The sequence below is a fragment of the Flavobacterium hibisci genome, assembly GCF_020026925.1.
Classification (GTDB): domain Bacteria; phylum Bacteroidota; class Bacteroidia; order Flavobacteriales; family Flavobacteriaceae; genus Flavobacterium; species Flavobacterium hibisci.
This window is the reverse complement of sequence record NZ_JAIQDW010000002.1, coordinates 302220-319641: the sequence shown is the minus strand read 5'-3', so window position 1 is coordinate 319641 and position 17422 is coordinate 302220. Positions and strand designations below refer to the sequence as shown.

The 17422-nt window shown below is 33.7% G+C and carries 18 protein-coding genes; 13 read left to right on the top strand and 5 right to left on the bottom strand.

Features of this window, described 5'->3' with window-relative positions:
* The first annotated feature begins 46 nt into the window (after nt 1–46).
* From K8B81_RS03780 to K8B81_RS03750, 7 genes are all read left to right on the top strand, one after another.
* On the top strand, nt 47–814 hold the full coding sequence (locus K8B81_RS03780; RefSeq protein ID WP_223678986.1) for a peptidase associated/transthyretin-like domain-containing protein: 768 nt from the start codon (nt 47–49) through the stop codon (nt 812–814).
* Nucleotides 801–1526 (top strand): carboxypeptidase-like regulatory domain-containing protein, encoded by a 726-nt coding sequence (locus tag K8B81_RS03775; protein ID WP_223678984.1) that lies wholly within the window; start codon nt 801–803, stop codon nt 1524–1526. Before K8B81_RS03780 ends, K8B81_RS03775 begins: the two co-directional genes overlap by 14 nt.
* Nucleotides 1516–2271, top strand: a complete 756-nt coding sequence (locus K8B81_RS03770; RefSeq protein WP_223678981.1) for a hypothetical protein — start codon at nt 1516–1518, stop codon at nt 2269–2271. Before K8B81_RS03775 ends, K8B81_RS03770 begins: the two co-directional genes overlap by 11 nt.
* Nucleotides 2268–2774 (top strand): DUF6702 family protein, encoded by a 507-nt coding sequence (locus K8B81_RS03765; protein WP_223678979.1) that lies wholly within the window; start codon nt 2268–2270, stop codon nt 2772–2774. The genes K8B81_RS03770 and K8B81_RS03765 overlap by 4 nt, the downstream gene beginning before the upstream one ends.
* 154 nt (nt 2775–2928) lie before the next feature.
* The gene (locus K8B81_RS03760) at nt 2929–5172 is read left to right on the top strand and encodes a M1 family metallopeptidase (RefSeq protein WP_223678977.1); all 2244 of its coding nucleotides are present in this window, start codon (nt 2929–2931) and stop codon (nt 5170–5172) included.
* A 103-nt stretch (nt 5173–5275) separates the two neighbouring features.
* Nucleotides 5276–5623, top strand: coding sequence for a Sec-independent protein translocase subunit TatA/TatB (locus K8B81_RS03755; protein WP_025572873.1), 348 nt, complete (start codon nt 5276–5278; stop codon nt 5621–5623).
* A gap of 1 nt (nt 5624) precedes the next feature.
* Nucleotides 5625–6188: a phosphatase PAP2 family protein gene (locus K8B81_RS03750; protein ID WP_025572872.1), complete on the top strand. Its 564-nt coding sequence runs from the start codon at nt 5625–5627 to the stop codon at nt 6186–6188.
* Nucleotides 6189–6292: 104 nt separating this feature from the next.
* Here K8B81_RS03750 and K8B81_RS03745 read toward each other — a convergent pair whose 3' ends face one another.
* The 4 genes from K8B81_RS03745 to K8B81_RS03730 all read right to left on the bottom strand — a co-directional run bounded on the left by K8B81_RS03745 (nt 6293) and on the right by K8B81_RS03730 (nt 9088).
* A complete protein-coding gene (locus K8B81_RS03745) occupies nt 6293–7015 on the bottom strand; it encodes a phytanoyl-CoA dioxygenase family protein (protein WP_223678975.1) in 723 nt (240 codons plus the stop codon).
* Nucleotides 7016–7085: 70 nt separating this feature from the next.
* The gene (locus K8B81_RS03740) at nt 7086–7727 is read right to left on the bottom strand and encodes an O-methyltransferase (protein ID WP_223678973.1); all 642 of its coding nucleotides are present in this window, start codon (nt 7725–7727) and stop codon (nt 7086–7088) included.
* 108 nt (nt 7728–7835) lie between these two features.
* Entirely contained in the window at nt 7836–8189 is a 354-nt protein-coding gene (locus K8B81_RS03735) for a hypothetical protein (protein WP_223678971.1), read from the bottom strand.
* A gap of 302 nt (nt 8190–8491) precedes the next feature.
* Nucleotides 8492–9088, bottom strand: a complete 597-nt coding sequence (locus K8B81_RS03730; protein ID WP_223678969.1) for a YceI family protein — start codon at nt 9086–9088, stop codon at nt 8492–8494.
* A 405-nt stretch (nt 9089–9493) separates the two neighbouring features.
* Between K8B81_RS03730 and rlmN the strand changes: the two genes are divergently transcribed.
* The 6 genes from rlmN to dnaG all read left to right on the top strand — a co-directional run bounded on the left by rlmN (nt 9494) and on the right by dnaG (nt 16744).
* Nucleotides 9494–10537: a 23S rRNA (adenine(2503)-C(2))-methyltransferase RlmN gene (rlmN, locus tag K8B81_RS03725; protein ID WP_223678967.1), complete on the top strand. Its 1044-nt coding sequence runs from the start codon at nt 9494–9496 to the stop codon at nt 10535–10537.
* A gap of 408 nt (nt 10538–10945) precedes the next feature.
* Entirely contained in the window at nt 10946–11926 is a 981-nt protein-coding gene (locus K8B81_RS03720; RefSeq protein WP_223678958.1) for a polyprenyl synthetase family protein, read from the top strand.
* A 199-nt stretch (nt 11927–12125) separates the two neighbouring features.
* Complete coding sequence (locus tag K8B81_RS03715) at nt 12126–12686, top strand: RNA polymerase sigma factor (RefSeq protein WP_025572547.1); 561 nt, start codon at nt 12126–12128, stop codon at nt 12684–12686.
* Nucleotides 12673–13389 carry a hypothetical protein gene (locus K8B81_RS03710; protein WP_223678956.1) on the top strand — a complete coding sequence of 239 codons (717 nt, stop codon included), beginning with the start codon at nt 12673–12675 and terminating at the stop codon, nt 13387–13389. The genes K8B81_RS03715 and K8B81_RS03710 overlap by 14 nt, the downstream gene beginning before the upstream one ends.
* 106 nt (nt 13390–13495) lie before the next feature.
* Nucleotides 13496–14551 carry a hypothetical protein gene (locus K8B81_RS03705; RefSeq protein WP_223678948.1) on the top strand — a complete coding sequence of 352 codons (1056 nt, stop codon included), beginning with the start codon at nt 13496–13498 and terminating at the stop codon, nt 14549–14551.
* A gap of 129 nt (nt 14552–14680) precedes the next feature.
* Nucleotides 14681–16744, top strand: a complete 2064-nt coding sequence (dnaG, locus tag K8B81_RS03700) for a DNA primase (RefSeq protein ID WP_223678946.1) — start codon at nt 14681–14683, stop codon at nt 16742–16744.
* On the opposite strand, the gene K8B81_RS03695 is transcribed toward dnaG, so the two are convergent.
* Complete coding sequence (locus tag K8B81_RS03695; protein WP_007810686.1) at nt 16741–17370, bottom strand: response regulator transcription factor; 630 nt, start codon at nt 17368–17370, stop codon at nt 16741–16743. The genes dnaG and K8B81_RS03695 overlap by 4 nt on opposite strands.
* Nucleotides 17371–17422 lie beyond the last annotated feature (52 nt).

The window sequence follows — 17422 nt, the reverse complement described above, 5'->3', positions numbered from 1 at the left end:
ATTAGGATATTTTTACATTTTTAAGAATAATTCTAATTTTTTTATTTTGATAGGCAAGATTATTTGTTTTTTAGTATTGTTTTTGTTTCAGACTGGCTGGTCTCAGCATGGAGAACGTACTGTTTTAAAAGGAAGAATTATTTCAAATACAAATGATCTGGAAGGGGTGTATGTTATTAATGCGCAGACTGAGGCAATGGTAAATACTACTGCTGATGGATATTTTTCTATAATGGCTAAAAGTGGGGATACACTTGTTTTTTCATCGATTCAGTTTAAAGAAAACAGAGTTTTATTAACGCCGGAAAATTTTTCAGCACTTGATTTTACAGTGAAATTAAACCTTCTGATGCATCAGTTGCAGGAAGTGATCATTAAACGCTTTGATAATATTAATTCTGTGGCATTAGGTATTGTGCCGTCGGGGCAGAAAAGCTACACGCCGGCAGAGAGAAAATTACAAACCGCTACTGCTTTAAATCCTACTGCTAATGCGGGAACAATGGCTGGAGGTTCAATTTCTGCAGATCCGTTGTTTAATTTTTTATCAGGACGTACGGCAATGTTAAAAAAAGAAGTGGCTGTTGAGAAAAAAGAATTTTTTATGCGGCTCCTGGAGAATATGTTTACACTCGATCATTTTGTTGACAGGTTAAAAATACCTGTCGAGTATGTAAAAGGATTTGAATATTATGTTGTCGAAAACGAAAGCTTTACTAAAATCCTGAATTCAAAAAATAAAACCTCTACAGAGTTTTTACTGGGAGAATTAGCAGTTAAATACAAAGAAATAATTGCAGGTGAAGCTAAATAATATACTATATATCATTCTAATTTTTATTGTTCAGGTTTCTTTTGGGCAAACTTCTGGTGCTAAAGAAATCCAGGGTCAGATTCTTGAGCAGTCTACTCCTGTTGATGGTGTAAACATTATTAATAATAATACACAGGTTACGGCGGTTTCAGATGTAAACGGATTGTTTTCTATCGTAGCAAAAGAAGGAGATGTTTTGGTTTTTTCTTCAGTAAATTTAGAACCGTTAAAACGTCGGATTGGTGCTGAAGATTTACAAGAAAAAATACTTCGTATAAAAATGTCAGCAAAAGAAATTGAGTTGAAAGAAGTGATTGTAAATGAGAATGCCAATATTACAGCAGAAAACCTCGGAATTATTCCGTATGGGCAAAAAAAATATACTCCGGCTGAAAGAAAAATTTATACCGCAACATCAACCTCAGTGGATAAAATACTAAATTCTATTTCGGGAAGAACTGCCATGCTGAAAAAAGAGGCTAAAATTGAGAAGAAAGAGGTTCTTTTTAGAAAATTAGAATATCTCTTTGAGGAAAATTATTATACAGATCGACTTAAAATTCCGTTAGAACATATTAAAGGATTTCAGCTTTATTGCGTGGAAAGTCCTGAATTTGCTGTATCTTTGAATACTAAGAACAAAACAATGAGTATGTTTTTAATAACAGGTCTTGCTCAGGAATATCTAAAAATCATAGAAAATGAAAAATAAATTAGGAATATTTGTAGTCTGTTTATTTTGTCAATTTATAACAGGTCAGACGAATTCAAGGAAACCTTTACATGGTCAGGTAATTAACAGCGCTATCCCCATCGAAACAGGCAATGTAATGAATATAAATGCGAATAAAAGAACATTTATAGGCCCACAAGGATTGTTTGATATTATGGCAAGACCTAAAGATACCTTATTGTTCACAGGCATGTCTTTTCAGTCTAAAAAAATAGTGCTAACAGAAAAAGACTGTGCAGAAGAGCTTTTTTCAGTCTCTTTGGATTTAGTAAATGTTGAATTAAAAGAAGTTTTGGTCCATAAAGAATTAAAAGTAAAATCACTACAGGGCGGTTCTCAGGGCATTGTTGATACGCAGTTTGAAGATGATAGCCAGTCAACCCCTGAAAATAAAGCAATGTATTCTGATCAGACCATTAAATACGGAACTGATTTTGTCCGAATTTTTAAAGATTTGAAAAAGCTGCTTAGTAAAGATAAAGAGGTTCAGGAGGAAGTTATAACTGATATAGCTTTTGTTGCATATGCAAAAGATAATTTTACTAAGGATTTTTATACCAAAACATTAGGCTTAAAAGAAGATGAGATTGATTTGTTTTTAATGTATTGCTCTAATGACTCTGAATCTAAAAGGCATTTAAAAGAAGATCAAAAATTTGAATTAATGGATTTTATGATCAATAAAAACAAAGACTTCAAAAAAGCAGAGGTACATAAGAAATGAAAAAAAATGCCACTTATTTCTTAATCGGAATACTATTTTTATCACTATCATCTTTTGTGTTTCATAAATTTTACATGGGCATTTTTCAGGTGAATTATGTAGCTGAAAAAAAAATGATCCAGATTACGTCAAGGATATTTGTGGATGACCTGAATAACGGAATCGAAAAAAAGTACCATAAAAAAACATATATTGGAACTGAAAAAGAAACCCAGGCAGATCTTGATTTGCTAAAAAGATACCTCTCAGAAAATTTCAGTATTAAAATAAGCGGTCAGCCAAAAACCATTATTTTTTTATCTAAAGAGCTGGAAGCAGATGATGTTTTAGTTTGCTTTTCGAAAATTACCGGAGTTGAAAAACTCAAGACATTAGAAATTACAAACACTATTTTAACAGACTGGAATGCTGAACAGCAAAATATTACACATATTTCAGCATTTGGTACTAAAAGAAGTGTTCTTTTTACAGAATCTTCAAGGAAAGAAGTGTTAAAGTATTAATGAACTTAGTAAGATTGTTGTTTTAATTATTATTTTCACGGCTTCACAAAATTCCAAAAATAGTTATGAAATGAGCAACATTCAGGAGTGGGTTTCAATTACTAACCATGATATGCAAATTACATATGACCAATAAAAATAATAAATTCTGCACATGAAAAGACTTTCATTACTATTGCTTTTTCCTGCTATGCTATTTGCTCAGGAAAAAAATACGACTGTTGCTCCAAAACAACAGGGAAAGTATGATACGAACAAGTTTAGCCAAATGTATGATTTGATGGCTACACCCAATATGTTCCGAACGGCATCTGGTGCCCCAGGCCCTGCTTATTATCAACAACAGGCAGATTACAAGATTGATATCGAATTAGATGATAAAAATTCAAAATTAAGCGGATCTGAAACGATTACGTATTCTAATAATTCACCAGACAGTCTTGAATATTTATGGATCCAGCTGGATCAGAATCAGGCTAAAGCGAATACACAGTCAACTTTGGCAGAAGGAGAAAAAATTAATCAGGTATTTCCATTAGGAAGTTTTTCTGACAAGTATCTGAAAAAAAACCTGGAACGTGGTTTTAATATTGAATATGTGAAGGATTTGAAAGGAAATCCGATGTCTTATACAATCAATGAAACCATGATGCGAATCGACCTTGATAAACCTTTAAAACCAGGAGAAAAGATTTCGTTTGCTATAAAATGGTGGTACAACATTAATAATTATCAAAAAGAAGGAGGACGTTCTGGTTACGAATTCTTTGAGAAAGACGGCAATAAATTATATGTGATCGCTCAATTCTATCCAAGAATGGCAGTTTATAATGATGTTGAAGGATGGCAGAATATGCAGTTTTGGGGAAGCGGAGAATTCGCATTGCCATTTGGAAATTTTGATGTGAATATTACAGTTCCTGCAGATCACGTAATTAACGCTACCGGAGAACTGACAAACAGGTCAGAAGTATTTACAGCAGAACAGGTAAAACGTTACGAGCAGGCTCAAAAATCATTTGATAAACCGGTTGTAATTGTTACTCAGGCCGAAGCCGAAGCAGCTGAAAAAGGATTTTCTGAAAAGAAAAAAATATGGAAATTCAGTGCGAAAAACGTAAGGGACTTTGGAATTGCTTCTTCAAGAAAATTCATTTATGATGCCATGGCGGTAAAAATTGGAAACAGAACTGTAATGGCTGAATCAGTTTATCCAAAAGAAGCAAATCCACTTTGGGGAGAAACTTCCACAATGACTGTGGCGCATACTTTAAAAAGTTATTCTTCGCATACGTTTGATTACCCGTATCCAAAAGCAGTTTCGGTTTCAGCTGAAGACCAGGGTATGGAATATCCAATGATTTGCTGGAATTACGGACGTCCTGACGAAAATGGTAAAACAAGCAGGGAAGTTAAAAACGGAATGATTGGTGTAATAATTCACGAAGTAGGACACACTTTTTTTCCGATGATTGTAAACTCTGATGAGCGTCAATGGACCTGGATGGATGAAGGTTTGAACTCATTTTTACAATATATGGCAGAACAGGAACTGGATCCAAAATTCCCTTCTAGACGCGGCCCGGCCCGGAATATTGTTCCGTACATGAGCGGGGACCAGAAATTTTTGGAACCAATCATGTCAAACTCTGAAACCATTCATCAATTTGGGAATAATGCTTACGGAAAACCGGCTACAGGACTTAATATCCTGAGAGAAGTGGTGATGGGGAGAGAATTGTTTGATTACGCTTTTAAAACCTATGCCAACAGATGGAAGTTCAAACATCCAACCCCTGAAGATTTCTTCAGAACAATGGAAGATGCATCTGCAGTAGATTTAGACTGGTTTTGGAGAGGATGGTTTTATTCAACAGATTTTGTAGATATTGGGATTAAAGATGTAAAACAATATTATGTTTCTGATACCCCAACTGCAGATCTCAAAGAGGTCAAAGTTAGAAAAGGACGTTTCGGGTACGAAAAAGGACCTTTTGTTTATTTAGTTTCTGGAGATAATGCAGAAGTAGATGCTTCGAAGAAAAAACCTTTAAAAGTAGAAGATTTTAAGTCTTTAGCTGATTATGTAAATGAGACTTTTACAGCAGAGGAAAAAGCAAATATCAAATCACCAAAATATTTCTACGAAGTAGAATTCAATAAACCAGGCGGAATGATTATGCCTATTCTGGTTGAAATCACCTATGAAGACGGAACAAAAGATAATTATAAATATCCGGCACAAATCTGGCGAAAAGGAAATGAGTCAGCCAAAAAAGTGTATGCAACTGAAAAACGAATTAAGAGCATTCAGATAGATCCAAAATTACTAACGGCAGACATAGATGTAACTAACAATTCATGGCCAAAAGTAGAGGAAAAATCAAAGTTTGACTAAATGTAAAATTAAGAAGGCTCTGTAAAGAGTCTTTTTTTTAAGTAAATTTTAAAACACGTGCCTGCAAAATTTAATATCTTTGTGACACAAAAAAATAAAAGTTATGTTTGGTATAGGAGGAGGAGAATTAGTTTTTATAATGTTTATAGTACTAATGCTTTTTGGTTCAGACAAAGTGCCTGAAATTGCCCGTACAATGGGTAAAGCCATGGCGCAGTTAAAAAATGCAACGAACGATATTAAAAACGAGATTCAAAAAGGAGCCGAGGAAAATGGTCTTGATACAAAATCCCTGACCGGTATAACAGGCGATATCAACGCTCATATCAATGATGCGAAAGCTAATTTGCTAGGCGATTCCGGAAGCTTTCTGGGAGATACTGCAACAGAAATTAATAAAGTAAAAGAAGATATCGACTCCATCTCAGGACCTATAAAACGCCAAATGTAATATGCTTGAAAAAATACAGGAAATAGATACTACGTTACTTGTGTATCTTAACAGTTTAGGTTCTGAAACATTCGATCCACTTTGGCTGATTATTACCAAACAAGTATACTGGACGCCTTTTTTTCTCTTTTTATTTTTTCTTATTTATAAAAAAATAGGCATCAAGCAAACTTTGTATGTCTTGCTTTTTATAGCTGTTTTAATTGCCTTTACAGATCAGACAACGAATCTTTTCAAAAACACTTTTCAACGTTTACGTCCTTGTAACAATCCTGAAATCAATACCATCATCAGGGTAGTGCAATCCCGTAGTTCATATAGTTTTTTCTCTGGGCACGCTGCTAATACTATGGCTGTGGCTACATTTTTGTTTTTAGTTTTAAAACGCCATTTCAAATACCTTGGATTTTTGTTTTTATGGCCGTTAATCTTCGCTTATAGTCGTATTTATTTAGGTTTGCATTATCCGGGAGATATTCTTACAGGTTATTTCTTCGGAGCCCTTTTCGGATTTTTGATGTTCAAAGTATATCAAAATTTAAAGCCAAAATATTTTCCGGGATAATTTTCAGGAGCTTTTTCCGGCTCTACGCTATATCTTTTGCGCCAAACCCCGGCACAAAAGGATGTCGCTTCTATCCGGGCTAGTGAAGTTGTTTTCAAAAGGCGTTAATTCTGTAAAACCATTTTTTCACTCCATTCTAATCCTTCCGGAAGTTCCTGCTTACTGAATTCGATATGAATAACTCTTCTTCGTTCGTTGTTGGTAGTTTTATTTGATGCATGAAAAAGCAAAGGTTTCATGATCATAATGCCGCCTTTTTGAACTTCGCAGATAGTTTCTTTTTCTTTTTCGAAATCAAGTTTCTCAATTCTTAGAATTCCTTTTGAATGCGAATTATTGATCACTTTCAAAGCGCCATTATCTTTCGTGGTTTTATCAATATGAATCCTGATGGTAAAATTATTTTCCAGAATTGCAGCAGGAGGCTGAACCGCAAATTGGTTTTGTTTTACAGTCCAGTTTTCAAAATTCTCAACCTCAATTTTTTTATTGACAGAAATAGTCAGATCCTGATGATACGCCACAAACCAATTCGACTTTTCAGGTTTGTCAAAATAAATAGATTTGGTTATAAAATAGTTTTCTCCAAAATTGCTTTTTATAATATCCCGTAATTTTTGGTTGAATATTAAAGGCAAAGTTTCGGGAATTTCGTTATGAAATTGTCTTATCGCAAATAAATCGCCAGATTTTCTGAAAGTAGCACCTTCTGGATTATTTTCCGTTTTATATTCGATTATAGATACTAATTTTTGAATTTCGTCTTCATCATAAACAGCATCAATAATTGTAAAACCTTCAGTATCTAACTGACTTAAATTCTTCATTTTAAATTTTGTAGTAAAGGCTATTAAAAAACTTAGAAGCTTAGCATCTCAGAATCTTAGTAGCTTCAGTTTATAAAACCCTGCTCACTGTCAATCCATCGCGAATTGGCAATAAAACCGTTTCTACTCTTGGATCATTTTTCAAAAGTAAATTGTATTCTAAAAGTATTTTGGTGCTTACATCATTTGGGTGAACCGGCTCCAAAACTTTCCCGCTCCATAAAACATTATCAGACAAAATGATTCCGCCTTTATTCATTTTCGGAACAATCATTTCCCAGTAATTTATATAGTTTTCTTTATCAGCATCAATAAAAACCAAATCAAATTTTACATCCAGCGTCGGAATAATAGCAACGGCTTCACCTAAATGCTGAAAAATTTGTGCTCCCCATGGCGATGCATCAAAATATTTACGCTGAAAATCAACGAGCTCTTCTTTGATGTCAATGGTGTGAAGCTGTCCGTTTTCCTGCATTCCTTCACACAAACACAAAGCGGCATAGCCGGTATAAGTCCCGATTTCCAAAATATTTAGTGGCCGGATCAATTTAGAGAGCATACTTAAAACACGCCCCTGAAAATGTCCGCTTAACATTCTTGGCAAGAGGATTTTCTGGTAGGTTTCTTTATTAAGTTTTGCTAATAATTCCGGTTCGTTTTCAGAATGCTGTTCAATATAATCTTCTAAGTCTTGTGAAATAAAATGCATCTTGTAGTATATTCAGATTTGGCTGTAAAAATACAAAATATAGGCTCACTATCGGGCATAAAAAAACCATCCGAAAATGGATGGCTTCTATTTGAAATTTTGATAAAATTATTTTTTCAGGGCTTCATTTACATCTTTTGCAGTTTTCACTGTTCCGTCTTTTGCAGCTTTTGCCGCAGCCTCTACCTTTTCAGCCCCTTTTTTAGTAGCATCTTTTACATCTTCCATCGTCTCTTTAGTTTTTTCTTTTGCCTCTTCGGTAGCCGCTTTTGCTTTTTCTGCAGCGTTTTCTGCTTTCACAACAGCACTGTCTTTTACTTCTTCAATATCTGTTGTCAATGAATCTACTTTGTTTCCAAGTGTTAATTCATCTTCAGGTTTATCTGCTTTTTTGTCTTCACAAGACTGAACACCGAATGACAATAAAGCGATAACTGCTAAACTTAAAATTTGTTTTTTCATGATTAATTAATTTTTTAAAATTGATAAAATATAAAGGTTATAAAGCTGAAAAAATAAAAGTACAAATTTTTAAATTAAGCGCTCTTTGTAAGATTATTTTCCGTTTGAGTGCAAGACAATTCTTGTGCCAAAATTTATTTTTTTTGGAATGATGCTGAATTTTTTTTCAGAAAAAAAAGGGATGAATTAGATTCAGTTTTTAAAGTGCAGAAAATCAGAACGGAGCCGAAGCTCTTTTGAATAAAAAGCTTTCGACTCCGTTCATTTGAAAGTAGTAGATTAAGTTTACTTAAGATTAAAGGTTATTTAATTACTAAAATATTTTCGCTTTGGGTGTAGTCATTTAAAGTAATGTTGAAAAGAATAGTCAGGTCTTTTCCGGTTCTTACCACTCCAAGTGCTGCTGTTGGAGGAGATATTCCAAAATCAGCAAAAGTGATTTGGTTAGAGCCTCTCAAAACAAAGTTTCCATTAACGCCTGTTACGCTAACCTGCGTTTTGAACTCTTTGCTGACACCAGAAATCGTATATACGCCGCTTAGGTTCCATACGGTTTCATTTATTTTATCGGCAGATTTTAAAACATATTTAATGTTTTTGTATGTTTTTGTATCTAAAGCTTCGTAAGCCACATCGTCCATACTTGATTTGCCGCTTTTAAGGCTCTCTGCAGGTAAGATAACTGTCAGGCTGTTTATGTCAGTCAGTTTAGAATCTTTAACTGTTAAATTAGCTGTGCCAGTTCCGTCTGTTGATTTCATTACCCAATCGTGAATAGTAGAAGTTCCGGCAACTTCAAATTTAGATTTTGTATTAACTGTATAATTTTTTTGAGCATTGGTGTAAAAAGTAATTCCTAAACAGAGAACTGTTAAAAAAATAGATTTGAGAGTTTTCATTTTTTATCGATTTATTCGTTAATCATTTAATTAAGAATTGATTTTTTCTGATACTTTGATGAAATCCTGTATCAAAAATAATCCCCCTTAATTCTTATTCAAATGTATTGTGAATACACAGCAGATTAAATGATAAAAATCATAGTCAGAATTGTTTTAAAGAACGATATAATATGACGCCGGAATGTTTATAAATCAAATCAGAATGACGAAACTATTTGTGTTTTGCATTTAAATGCTTGTGCGTATTGTGATTATGGTATTAGAATTTCTCTTGCGTTTTTTAGGACCTTTATTTGGTTAAAAAAGTGAGATTGTCCTAAAATAACCTTAAAAAATGGAGCTTTTAAGGAAGTATGGCTCTAAAAAACATCAAAAAACAACAAAAGTGATTAAATTTGCACCATGCAAATCGATAAAAAAGACATAAGAGCCTTATCAAAAGATCAGTTACGGGAGTTTTTTGTAGCAAATAATGACAAGGCGTTTCGTGGAAATCAGGTTTACGAATGGTTGTGGAGTAAAGGAGCACATAGCTTTGATGACATGACAAATCTGGCAAAACCTACCAGGGCGATGCTTGAAAATAACTTTGTAATCAATCACATTAAGGTTGATACCATGCAGCGTAGCAGTGACGGAACTGTAAAAAATGCTGTTCGTCTGCACGATGGTCTGGTGGTGGAGTCTGTTTTAATTCCTACCGAAACCAGAACAACAGCTTGTGTTTCCAGCCAGGTCGGTTGTAGCCTGGATTGTAATTTTTGTGCCACTGCCCGATTAAAGCGTATGCGAAATCTGGAACCGGGTGAAATTTACGATCAGGTACTGGCAATTGATAAAGAAAGCCGTTTGTATCATAATCATCCACTTTCGAATATCGTTTTCATGGGTATGGGAGAGCCTTTGATGAATTATAACAATGTCATCAAAGCAATCGACATGATTACTTCTCCGGAAGGTTTAGGAATGTCGCCAAAAAGGATCATGGTTTCCACTTCCGGAATCCCTAAAATGATCAAAAAAATGGCCGACGATGATGTTAAATTCAAATTAGCAGTTTCCCTTCACTCTGCAATTGATGAAGTTCGTGCACGAATTATGCCTTTCAGTCAAAATTTTCCATTAAAAGATTTGCGCGAAGCTTTAGAATACTGGTACAGGAAAACCAAAAGCAAAATCTCATACGAATATGTAGTCTGGAAAGGAATCAATGACGACAAAGCCTCAGTCGATGCTTTGGTTAAGTTTTGCAAATATGTTCCCTGCAAAGTAAATTTGATAGAATACAATCCAATTGATGATGGCGAGTTCCAGCAGGCTTCAGAAGAATCTATTATGGCGTATATAAAAGCGTTGGAAAATATTGGAGTAGTAGTAAAAGTACGTCGAAGCCGCGGAAAAGATATTGATGCTGCTTGTGGACAATTGGCCAATAAAGAAGCATAGATAAGGTAATAATCCTAAAAATATAAAAGCATTAAAGACAAGATTGTACTTGTTTTTAATGCTTTTATTTTGGGCAAAAAAGGTTGTTTTTTTATCTATTTCTAAAATTACATCGTCTTTGATGATATTTATATGAGTATGAGGTTGCTGTAATCAGCAAATGAGATTTACGGCATTTTTTCTAATAGAAAATGTTTCTTAAACGAAATGGTTGTATTTGTATATGTTCTGCAGTATAAATTTTGTATCCATAATAAATAATTTAAGTTCTTTTTAATAGTAAGCTTCAAATTAGGTATTAGAATCAGATGTTTTTTGGTGATCTTTTAGAATTAGCGCATAAAAAAATGTTATACTAACCTAAATAAACAACGTTTTTTTATTTAAAATAGTATATTTGAAAGCGAAATGAATATTACTTCTCAAATAAAACAGCCTATTTTTAGCGAAATGGAACTTTTCGAAAAAAAGTTCCACGAATCCATGACTTCAAAGGTTGCATTGTTAAATCGTATTACGTATTATATTGTAAACCGAAAAGGAAAGCAAATGCGTCCGATGTTTGTTTTTCTCACTGCAAAAATGGTTTCAGGAGGTACTGTAAATGAGAGAACCTATCGTGGTGCTTCAGTAATTGAGCTGATTCATACCGCAACTTTAGTACACGACGATGTGGTTGACGACAGCAATCGTCGACGCGGATTTTTCTCTATCAATGCACTCTGGAAAAATAAGATTGCGGTTTTGGTGGGAGACTATTTACTTTCAAAAGGACTGTTGTTATCGATTGATAATGGCGATTTTGATCTTTTGAAAATTATTTCTGTCGCTGTCCGCGAAATGAGCGAAGGAGAATTGCTTCAAATCGAAAAAGCACGCCGACTTGATATTACAGAAGAGGTTTACTACGAAATTATCCGAAAAAAAACGGCTACTCTTATAGCTGCATGTTGTGCGCTTGGTGCCAGATCAGTAATCGAAGAGGATGATATACAGGTCGAAAATATGCGTAAATTCGGAGAGCTTATCGGTATGGCTTTTCAAATCAAAGACGATTTATTTGATTACAGCGAAGAAGCTATTGGAAAACCAACCGGAATCGATATTAAAGAGCAAAAAATGACTTTGCCTTTAATTCATGTTTTAAATACCTGCTCCCCGCAGGAAAAAAAGTGGCTGATCAACTCCATTAAAAACCATAACAAAGACAAGAAACGCGTCAAAGAAGTGATTGCCTTTGTAAAAAACAACAATGGTCTGGCTTACGCCGAAAACAAAATGGTGCAGTTCCAACAAGAAGCACTTTCTCTTTTAGAAAATTACCCGGATTCTGAATTCAAAGATGCACTTATCTTGATGGTGAATTACGTTATTGAAAGAAAGAAATAGTTTCCGTAATTAAATAATTAGAAAATTTTTCAATTAGATAATTAATTTTATTTCGTTGTAAATCAGTGTATAGTGTTTTGATTGAAGGGATTTTGAATTTATTTTTTGAATTTTTTTCTACTACATGCAACCATTTTAAAACTTATCTCGTCTATGCTAATAGAAGTCTGTTAGTAAAACAAAATCTGAACGCTTATTAATGAAAATTATTCAGTTACATCAGGAAGAAGCTAAAATCATAAAGCTGGCTGTCGAAAACAACCGACAGGCACAGCAGCAAATTTATAGTAAGTATTCTTCAAAAATGTTAAGCGTGTGCCGTCAATATATAAAAGACATTCAGCTGGCAGAAGATGTAATGATAACGGCTTTTATGAAAGTGTTTACGAATCTGAAAAATTTTGAGCATAAAGGAAGTTTTGAAGGCTGGATTCGCCGAATTATGGTTAACGAATGCATTTCATATTTAAGAGTTCAGAAAAAAGTAAAATTTGCCGAAGATGAATTTTTTACTGAGGAGAGTTTTAATGAAATCGACAGTCAGTTTACAGTAGAACAGATTCAGTTTTTAATAGATGCTTTGCCAGACGGATACAAAATGGTTTTCAATTTATATGCGATTGAAGGTTATAAGCACAATGAAATTGCAAAGATGTTAGGAATTAATGAAGGAACATCAAAATCGCAATTATCGCATGCAAGGAAAATGCTGCAAACACAAATTACTATTTTAAAAAAACAAGAAAATGGAACCGAATAATTTTGAAAAGGATTTCCGTGATAAACTCAATCAGCGCAAAATCGAACCGAGTGAAAAAGCATGGGATCGATTAGATGCGATGCTGAGTATTGCTGAAGAAAAAAAACAGCCTCAAAAGAAAAATAAATGGCTGTATATAGCAGCGAGTGTTGCAGGCTTTTTATTTGTTGGTACGTTCTTTTTTAATAACCAGAAAAATCCAGCCGAAAATTTAAAAAATACTGTTGTAATTGAGGAAAGTACAAAGAAAGATACCGTAGCAAAACCGGTTTTTAAAGTAACAAATACAGTTAAAACAGAAGTTGCAATTTCACAAAAAGAATCAATTCAAAACTCAAATAAAAAACAGCATAAACTTAATCCAGAAACTAATAAAAACCTTAAAAATGAAAACAATCAAATAGCGGAGTCTTCAGTCATCATCAAAAATAATCACGAAAAACAATCAATAAACAATCAGGTTTCAGTTGTCGAGAATTCAAAAAAAGAAACAGTAGATCAATTATTAAACTCAGCTGAAAAAACAATTGTTGCAGAGAATTCATCGAAGAAAAAATCAAAAGTAAAAATCAATGCGGATGATTTACTAAATCAGGTAGATGGCGAACTCGAACTTTCGTTTAGAGAAAGAGTAATCACAGCAGTAAATAAAAATTACCAAACGGTAAAAGTAGCTGTATCGAATAGAAATCAACAGGAATAAAAACAGCATTTTTTTAATTTTATTAAATAGTATATGCAGCGTTAACATATTAATAATTAGAATAAAAAATCATCAATCATCAATCAAATTTTAAAAAAAATCAATCATGAAAAATTTTACCATTTATCTCGTTATTTTAGTTTTTTTATTTGTCAGTAAAGTGCTGGGACAAGAAACTTTTGAATCCAGAGCGAAAAAAATTGCCAATAAAATTGAAAAAATAACTAAAGAAGAAAAAGAGACTTTAAAAGTAGAAGTTGAAGCTGTAAATGTACAGTTGTCAGAGGGAAAAATTACAAGAGAGCAAGCCGATAAGCGCAAAAAAGAACTTGCAGAAGCCAGAGCCGTAATTATTGAAGAAAAAGTAAGTCTTGCTCAAAATGAACTGAATGATTTGGTTCAGCAGAAAGTAGACGGAAAAATCAAAGAAGGGGATTCGATCAAAAAACATAAATTAGTTATTCATTGGAATGATAAAGACTGGAGTCAGAAGCATAAGGCGGATAAAGATTCTATTCGTGGTGAAAAAAGAACCACTTCACAATTCATATTTGCTTTAGGATTAAATAATACAATGATAGATGGAGATCTTCAGGATTCAGAATATAAATTTACAGGCTCTCATTTTTATGAGTGGGGTTTGACTTACAACAGCAGATTACTTAAAAATAACAACTTATTGCATGCGAAATACGGATTTTCTGTAATGTATAATAATATTAGGCCAGCAGATAATCGCAGTTTTGTTGTAAATGGTGACCAGACAGATTTAGTGACAAATCCAATACACTTAAAAGAATCTCGTTTTAGAAATGTGTATTTAGTAGCACCAGTTCATTTAGAATTTGACTTTTCGAAAGAAGGGCAGAATGGTGACAAAAAGTATTTTAGAACACACAAAGGATTCAGAATGGGATTTGGAGGTTATGCAGGGATAAATGTAAAATCGAAACAGATTTTAAAGTTTGAAGATAATGACTATAAAACAACACAAAAAACAAAAGGCGATTTTAATGTCAATAATTTCATTTACGGACTGAGTACTTACATAGGTTATAAAGAAACAAGTTTGTATTTAAAATATGATCTGAATCCTCTTTTTCAGGATAATCTAATAAAAGAAAACAATATTTCTTTAGGAATTAGATTTGATTTGAATTAAGAATAAGTTTTAAATTTAGTTAATTGAAAGTACTTCGAATGAGGTACTTTTTTTATTTTAAACCATCAAATTTCAAGATTGATTTGTGTATTTTTACAGGCTTTAAAAATTTAAAAAATAGTTCACGTTTTGATATCACAAAGTACAATTGATGCTGTTTTCGAAACTGCTCGCGTAGAGGAGGTTATTGGCGATTTTGTCAATTTAAAGCGTGCAGGAAGTAATTTCAAAGGATTGAGCCCTTTCTCAGATGAACGCTCTCCTTCATTCATGGTTTCGCCTGCAAAAGGAATCTGGAAGGATTTTAGTTCAGGCAAAGGCGGTAATTCTGTTGCTTTTTTAATGGAGCACTCTCATTTTACGTATCCCGAAGCCATTCGCTATTTAGCCAGGAAATACAATATTGAAATTGAGGAAACAGAACAATCTGAAGCAGAAAAAGCCATAACGGACGTTCGCGAAAGTATGTATCTGGTTTCTGAATTCGCAGCAAAATATTTTCATGATACGCTTTTAAATTCTGAAGAAGGAAAAGCAATTGGTTTGTCTTACTTTAAAGAAAGGGGGTTTACCAATGAAACCATCAAAAAGTTTAATTTAGGATATTCGCCTGAAACCTGGGATGCTTTAACCAAAGAAGCATTGGGAAAAGGTTACAAATTAGAATTTTTGGAAAGTACCGGTTTAACAATTGCAAGAGAAGATCGGCCGTTTGACCGTTTTAAAGGTCGTGTAATGTTTCCCATTCAAAGCATGTCGGGGCGTGTTTTAGGTTTTGGAGGGCGTATTTTAACGAATGATAAAAAAGCGGCAAAGTATTTAAACTCGCCGGAAAGCGATATTTACCATAAGAGTAAAGTACTTTACGGAATTTTTCAGGCCAAACAGTCAATTGCCAAACAAAATAATTGTTATCTGGTTGAAGGTTATACAGATGTGATTCAGTTTAACCAGGCAGGAATAGAGAATGTGGTTGCTTCTTCAGGAACGGCCTTAACTCCGGATCAGATTCGATTGGTCAATCGTCTGACACGAAACATTACTGTACTTTTTGATGGCGACGCTGCAGGCCTTCGCGCTTCGATCCGTGGAATCGATTTAATACTTGAAGAAGGTATGAATGTAAGGGTTTGTGCTTTTCCTGACGGCGAAGATCCAGATAGTTTTGCCAGAAAAAATTCTTATGATGACCTGGTTGCTTATTTAGAAAATAATAGCAAAGATTTTATACAGTTCAAAGCTTCAATTTTGATGAACGAAGCCAAGAATGATCCGATAAAAAAAGCAGATTTGATTCGGGACATGGTAACAAGTATTTCTAAAATACCAGACCGTATTCAGCGTGAGGTATATATTCAGGAATGTGCCCGAATAATGGATATTTCTGAGCAGGTTTTGGTAAGTACATTGGCGCAGCTGATTCAAAAAGATATTACAGAGGCTAATAAAAAACAAAAACAGGAACAAAAACCTTTTCAGGTTTATAAAAATCAAAATCCAAATACGGGATACTCCGGCGGAGATCCGGAAGATCCAAGAAATGGTCCACCCGAGGATTATTATCCAGGAGAGTCAGGATATCCTGCCCAGCAACAAGCTGATAAGGTTGATATTTTATACCGTTTAGAACGAAAGGTAATTGAAATTCTATTGCTTTATGGCGATAAAACAGAAGAATTTGAAGATGTTCTTCTGAAAAATAATGAAGAGGGAGAGGTTGTAATGGTTACAGAAAAGAAGGAATACAAAGTTTTTCAACGGATTTATTTGAGTCTGCAGGAAGATGAAGTTGAGCTTTCTAATACTTTATTCCGTGATATTTTTAAAGATTTAATTGATTTTTATCTTCAAAATGAGAAATTTAGCCTGGAACAATATTTAATGCGTTTGCAGCCAGAATTCGCTCAGGAAGTTACAGATATTTTAATGGAAGATGAAAGGTTAACGCTGCACAATTGGGAAGGACAGAATATTTTCACCAAAGCGAAACACGAAACGATAGCGCAATACGTTACAGAAACAGTGATGTCTATGCGCTGGTTTTTAGTTGGAAAAATTATTGAAGAATTAAAAAGCTCTATAAAACCTGATAATTCAGATAATACAGAGCTTTTGTCAATGGTAATGGATTACTCCGGTTTAGTTAATTCGTTTTCAAAAAAACTAGGAAGGGTAATGTCCAGATATCATTAAATAATTTCTAAAGTTTTAGCTTTATTAACTAAGTCAACTAAATTAGTTACATTCAATTTAGTCAATAGTCTTAGTTTATAAGTACTAATTGTTTTTTCGTTCAGGTTTAAAATTTTAGAAATTTCATTGTTTTTCTTACCGTCACTTAAGTAACGTAAAACTTCGATTTCACGGTTAGAAAGTTTTCTGTACAAACGTTCACTTTTGCTTTGTTTAGCAATAAGCGCCATGTTTTTACGTACAGTCTCATTAATAATAACTTTTCCTTCGTGTACCTTAATAATTGAAACACCTAATGTTTCAAGTTTTTCTGTTTTGTGCACGTACCCGGAAACACCTGCTTTAATTGCATTAGGAGCATACATTTGCTCAGCCAGATCACTGAAAATAACAATTTTCGTTTTTGGGAAATTTTTCAGAATTGACTTTACTTCAAAGATGCTTGAAAGACCTTCTAATTCCAGATCGAGAATTAGGATGTCAATCTCCTTCGTTTGAAGAATGTCTCTTACCATTGAAAAATTACCTACGTTGGCGACAATTGAAATTTGGTCATGGTCTTTAAAATACGACTTAACGCCAAAGTGAGTCACAGGGTGGTTGTCTGCTAGACATACTTTAATCATAATTTTACCTTTTTAGAATTGTTCATTGTTTTTGGAGCTGTAAAATTAATAA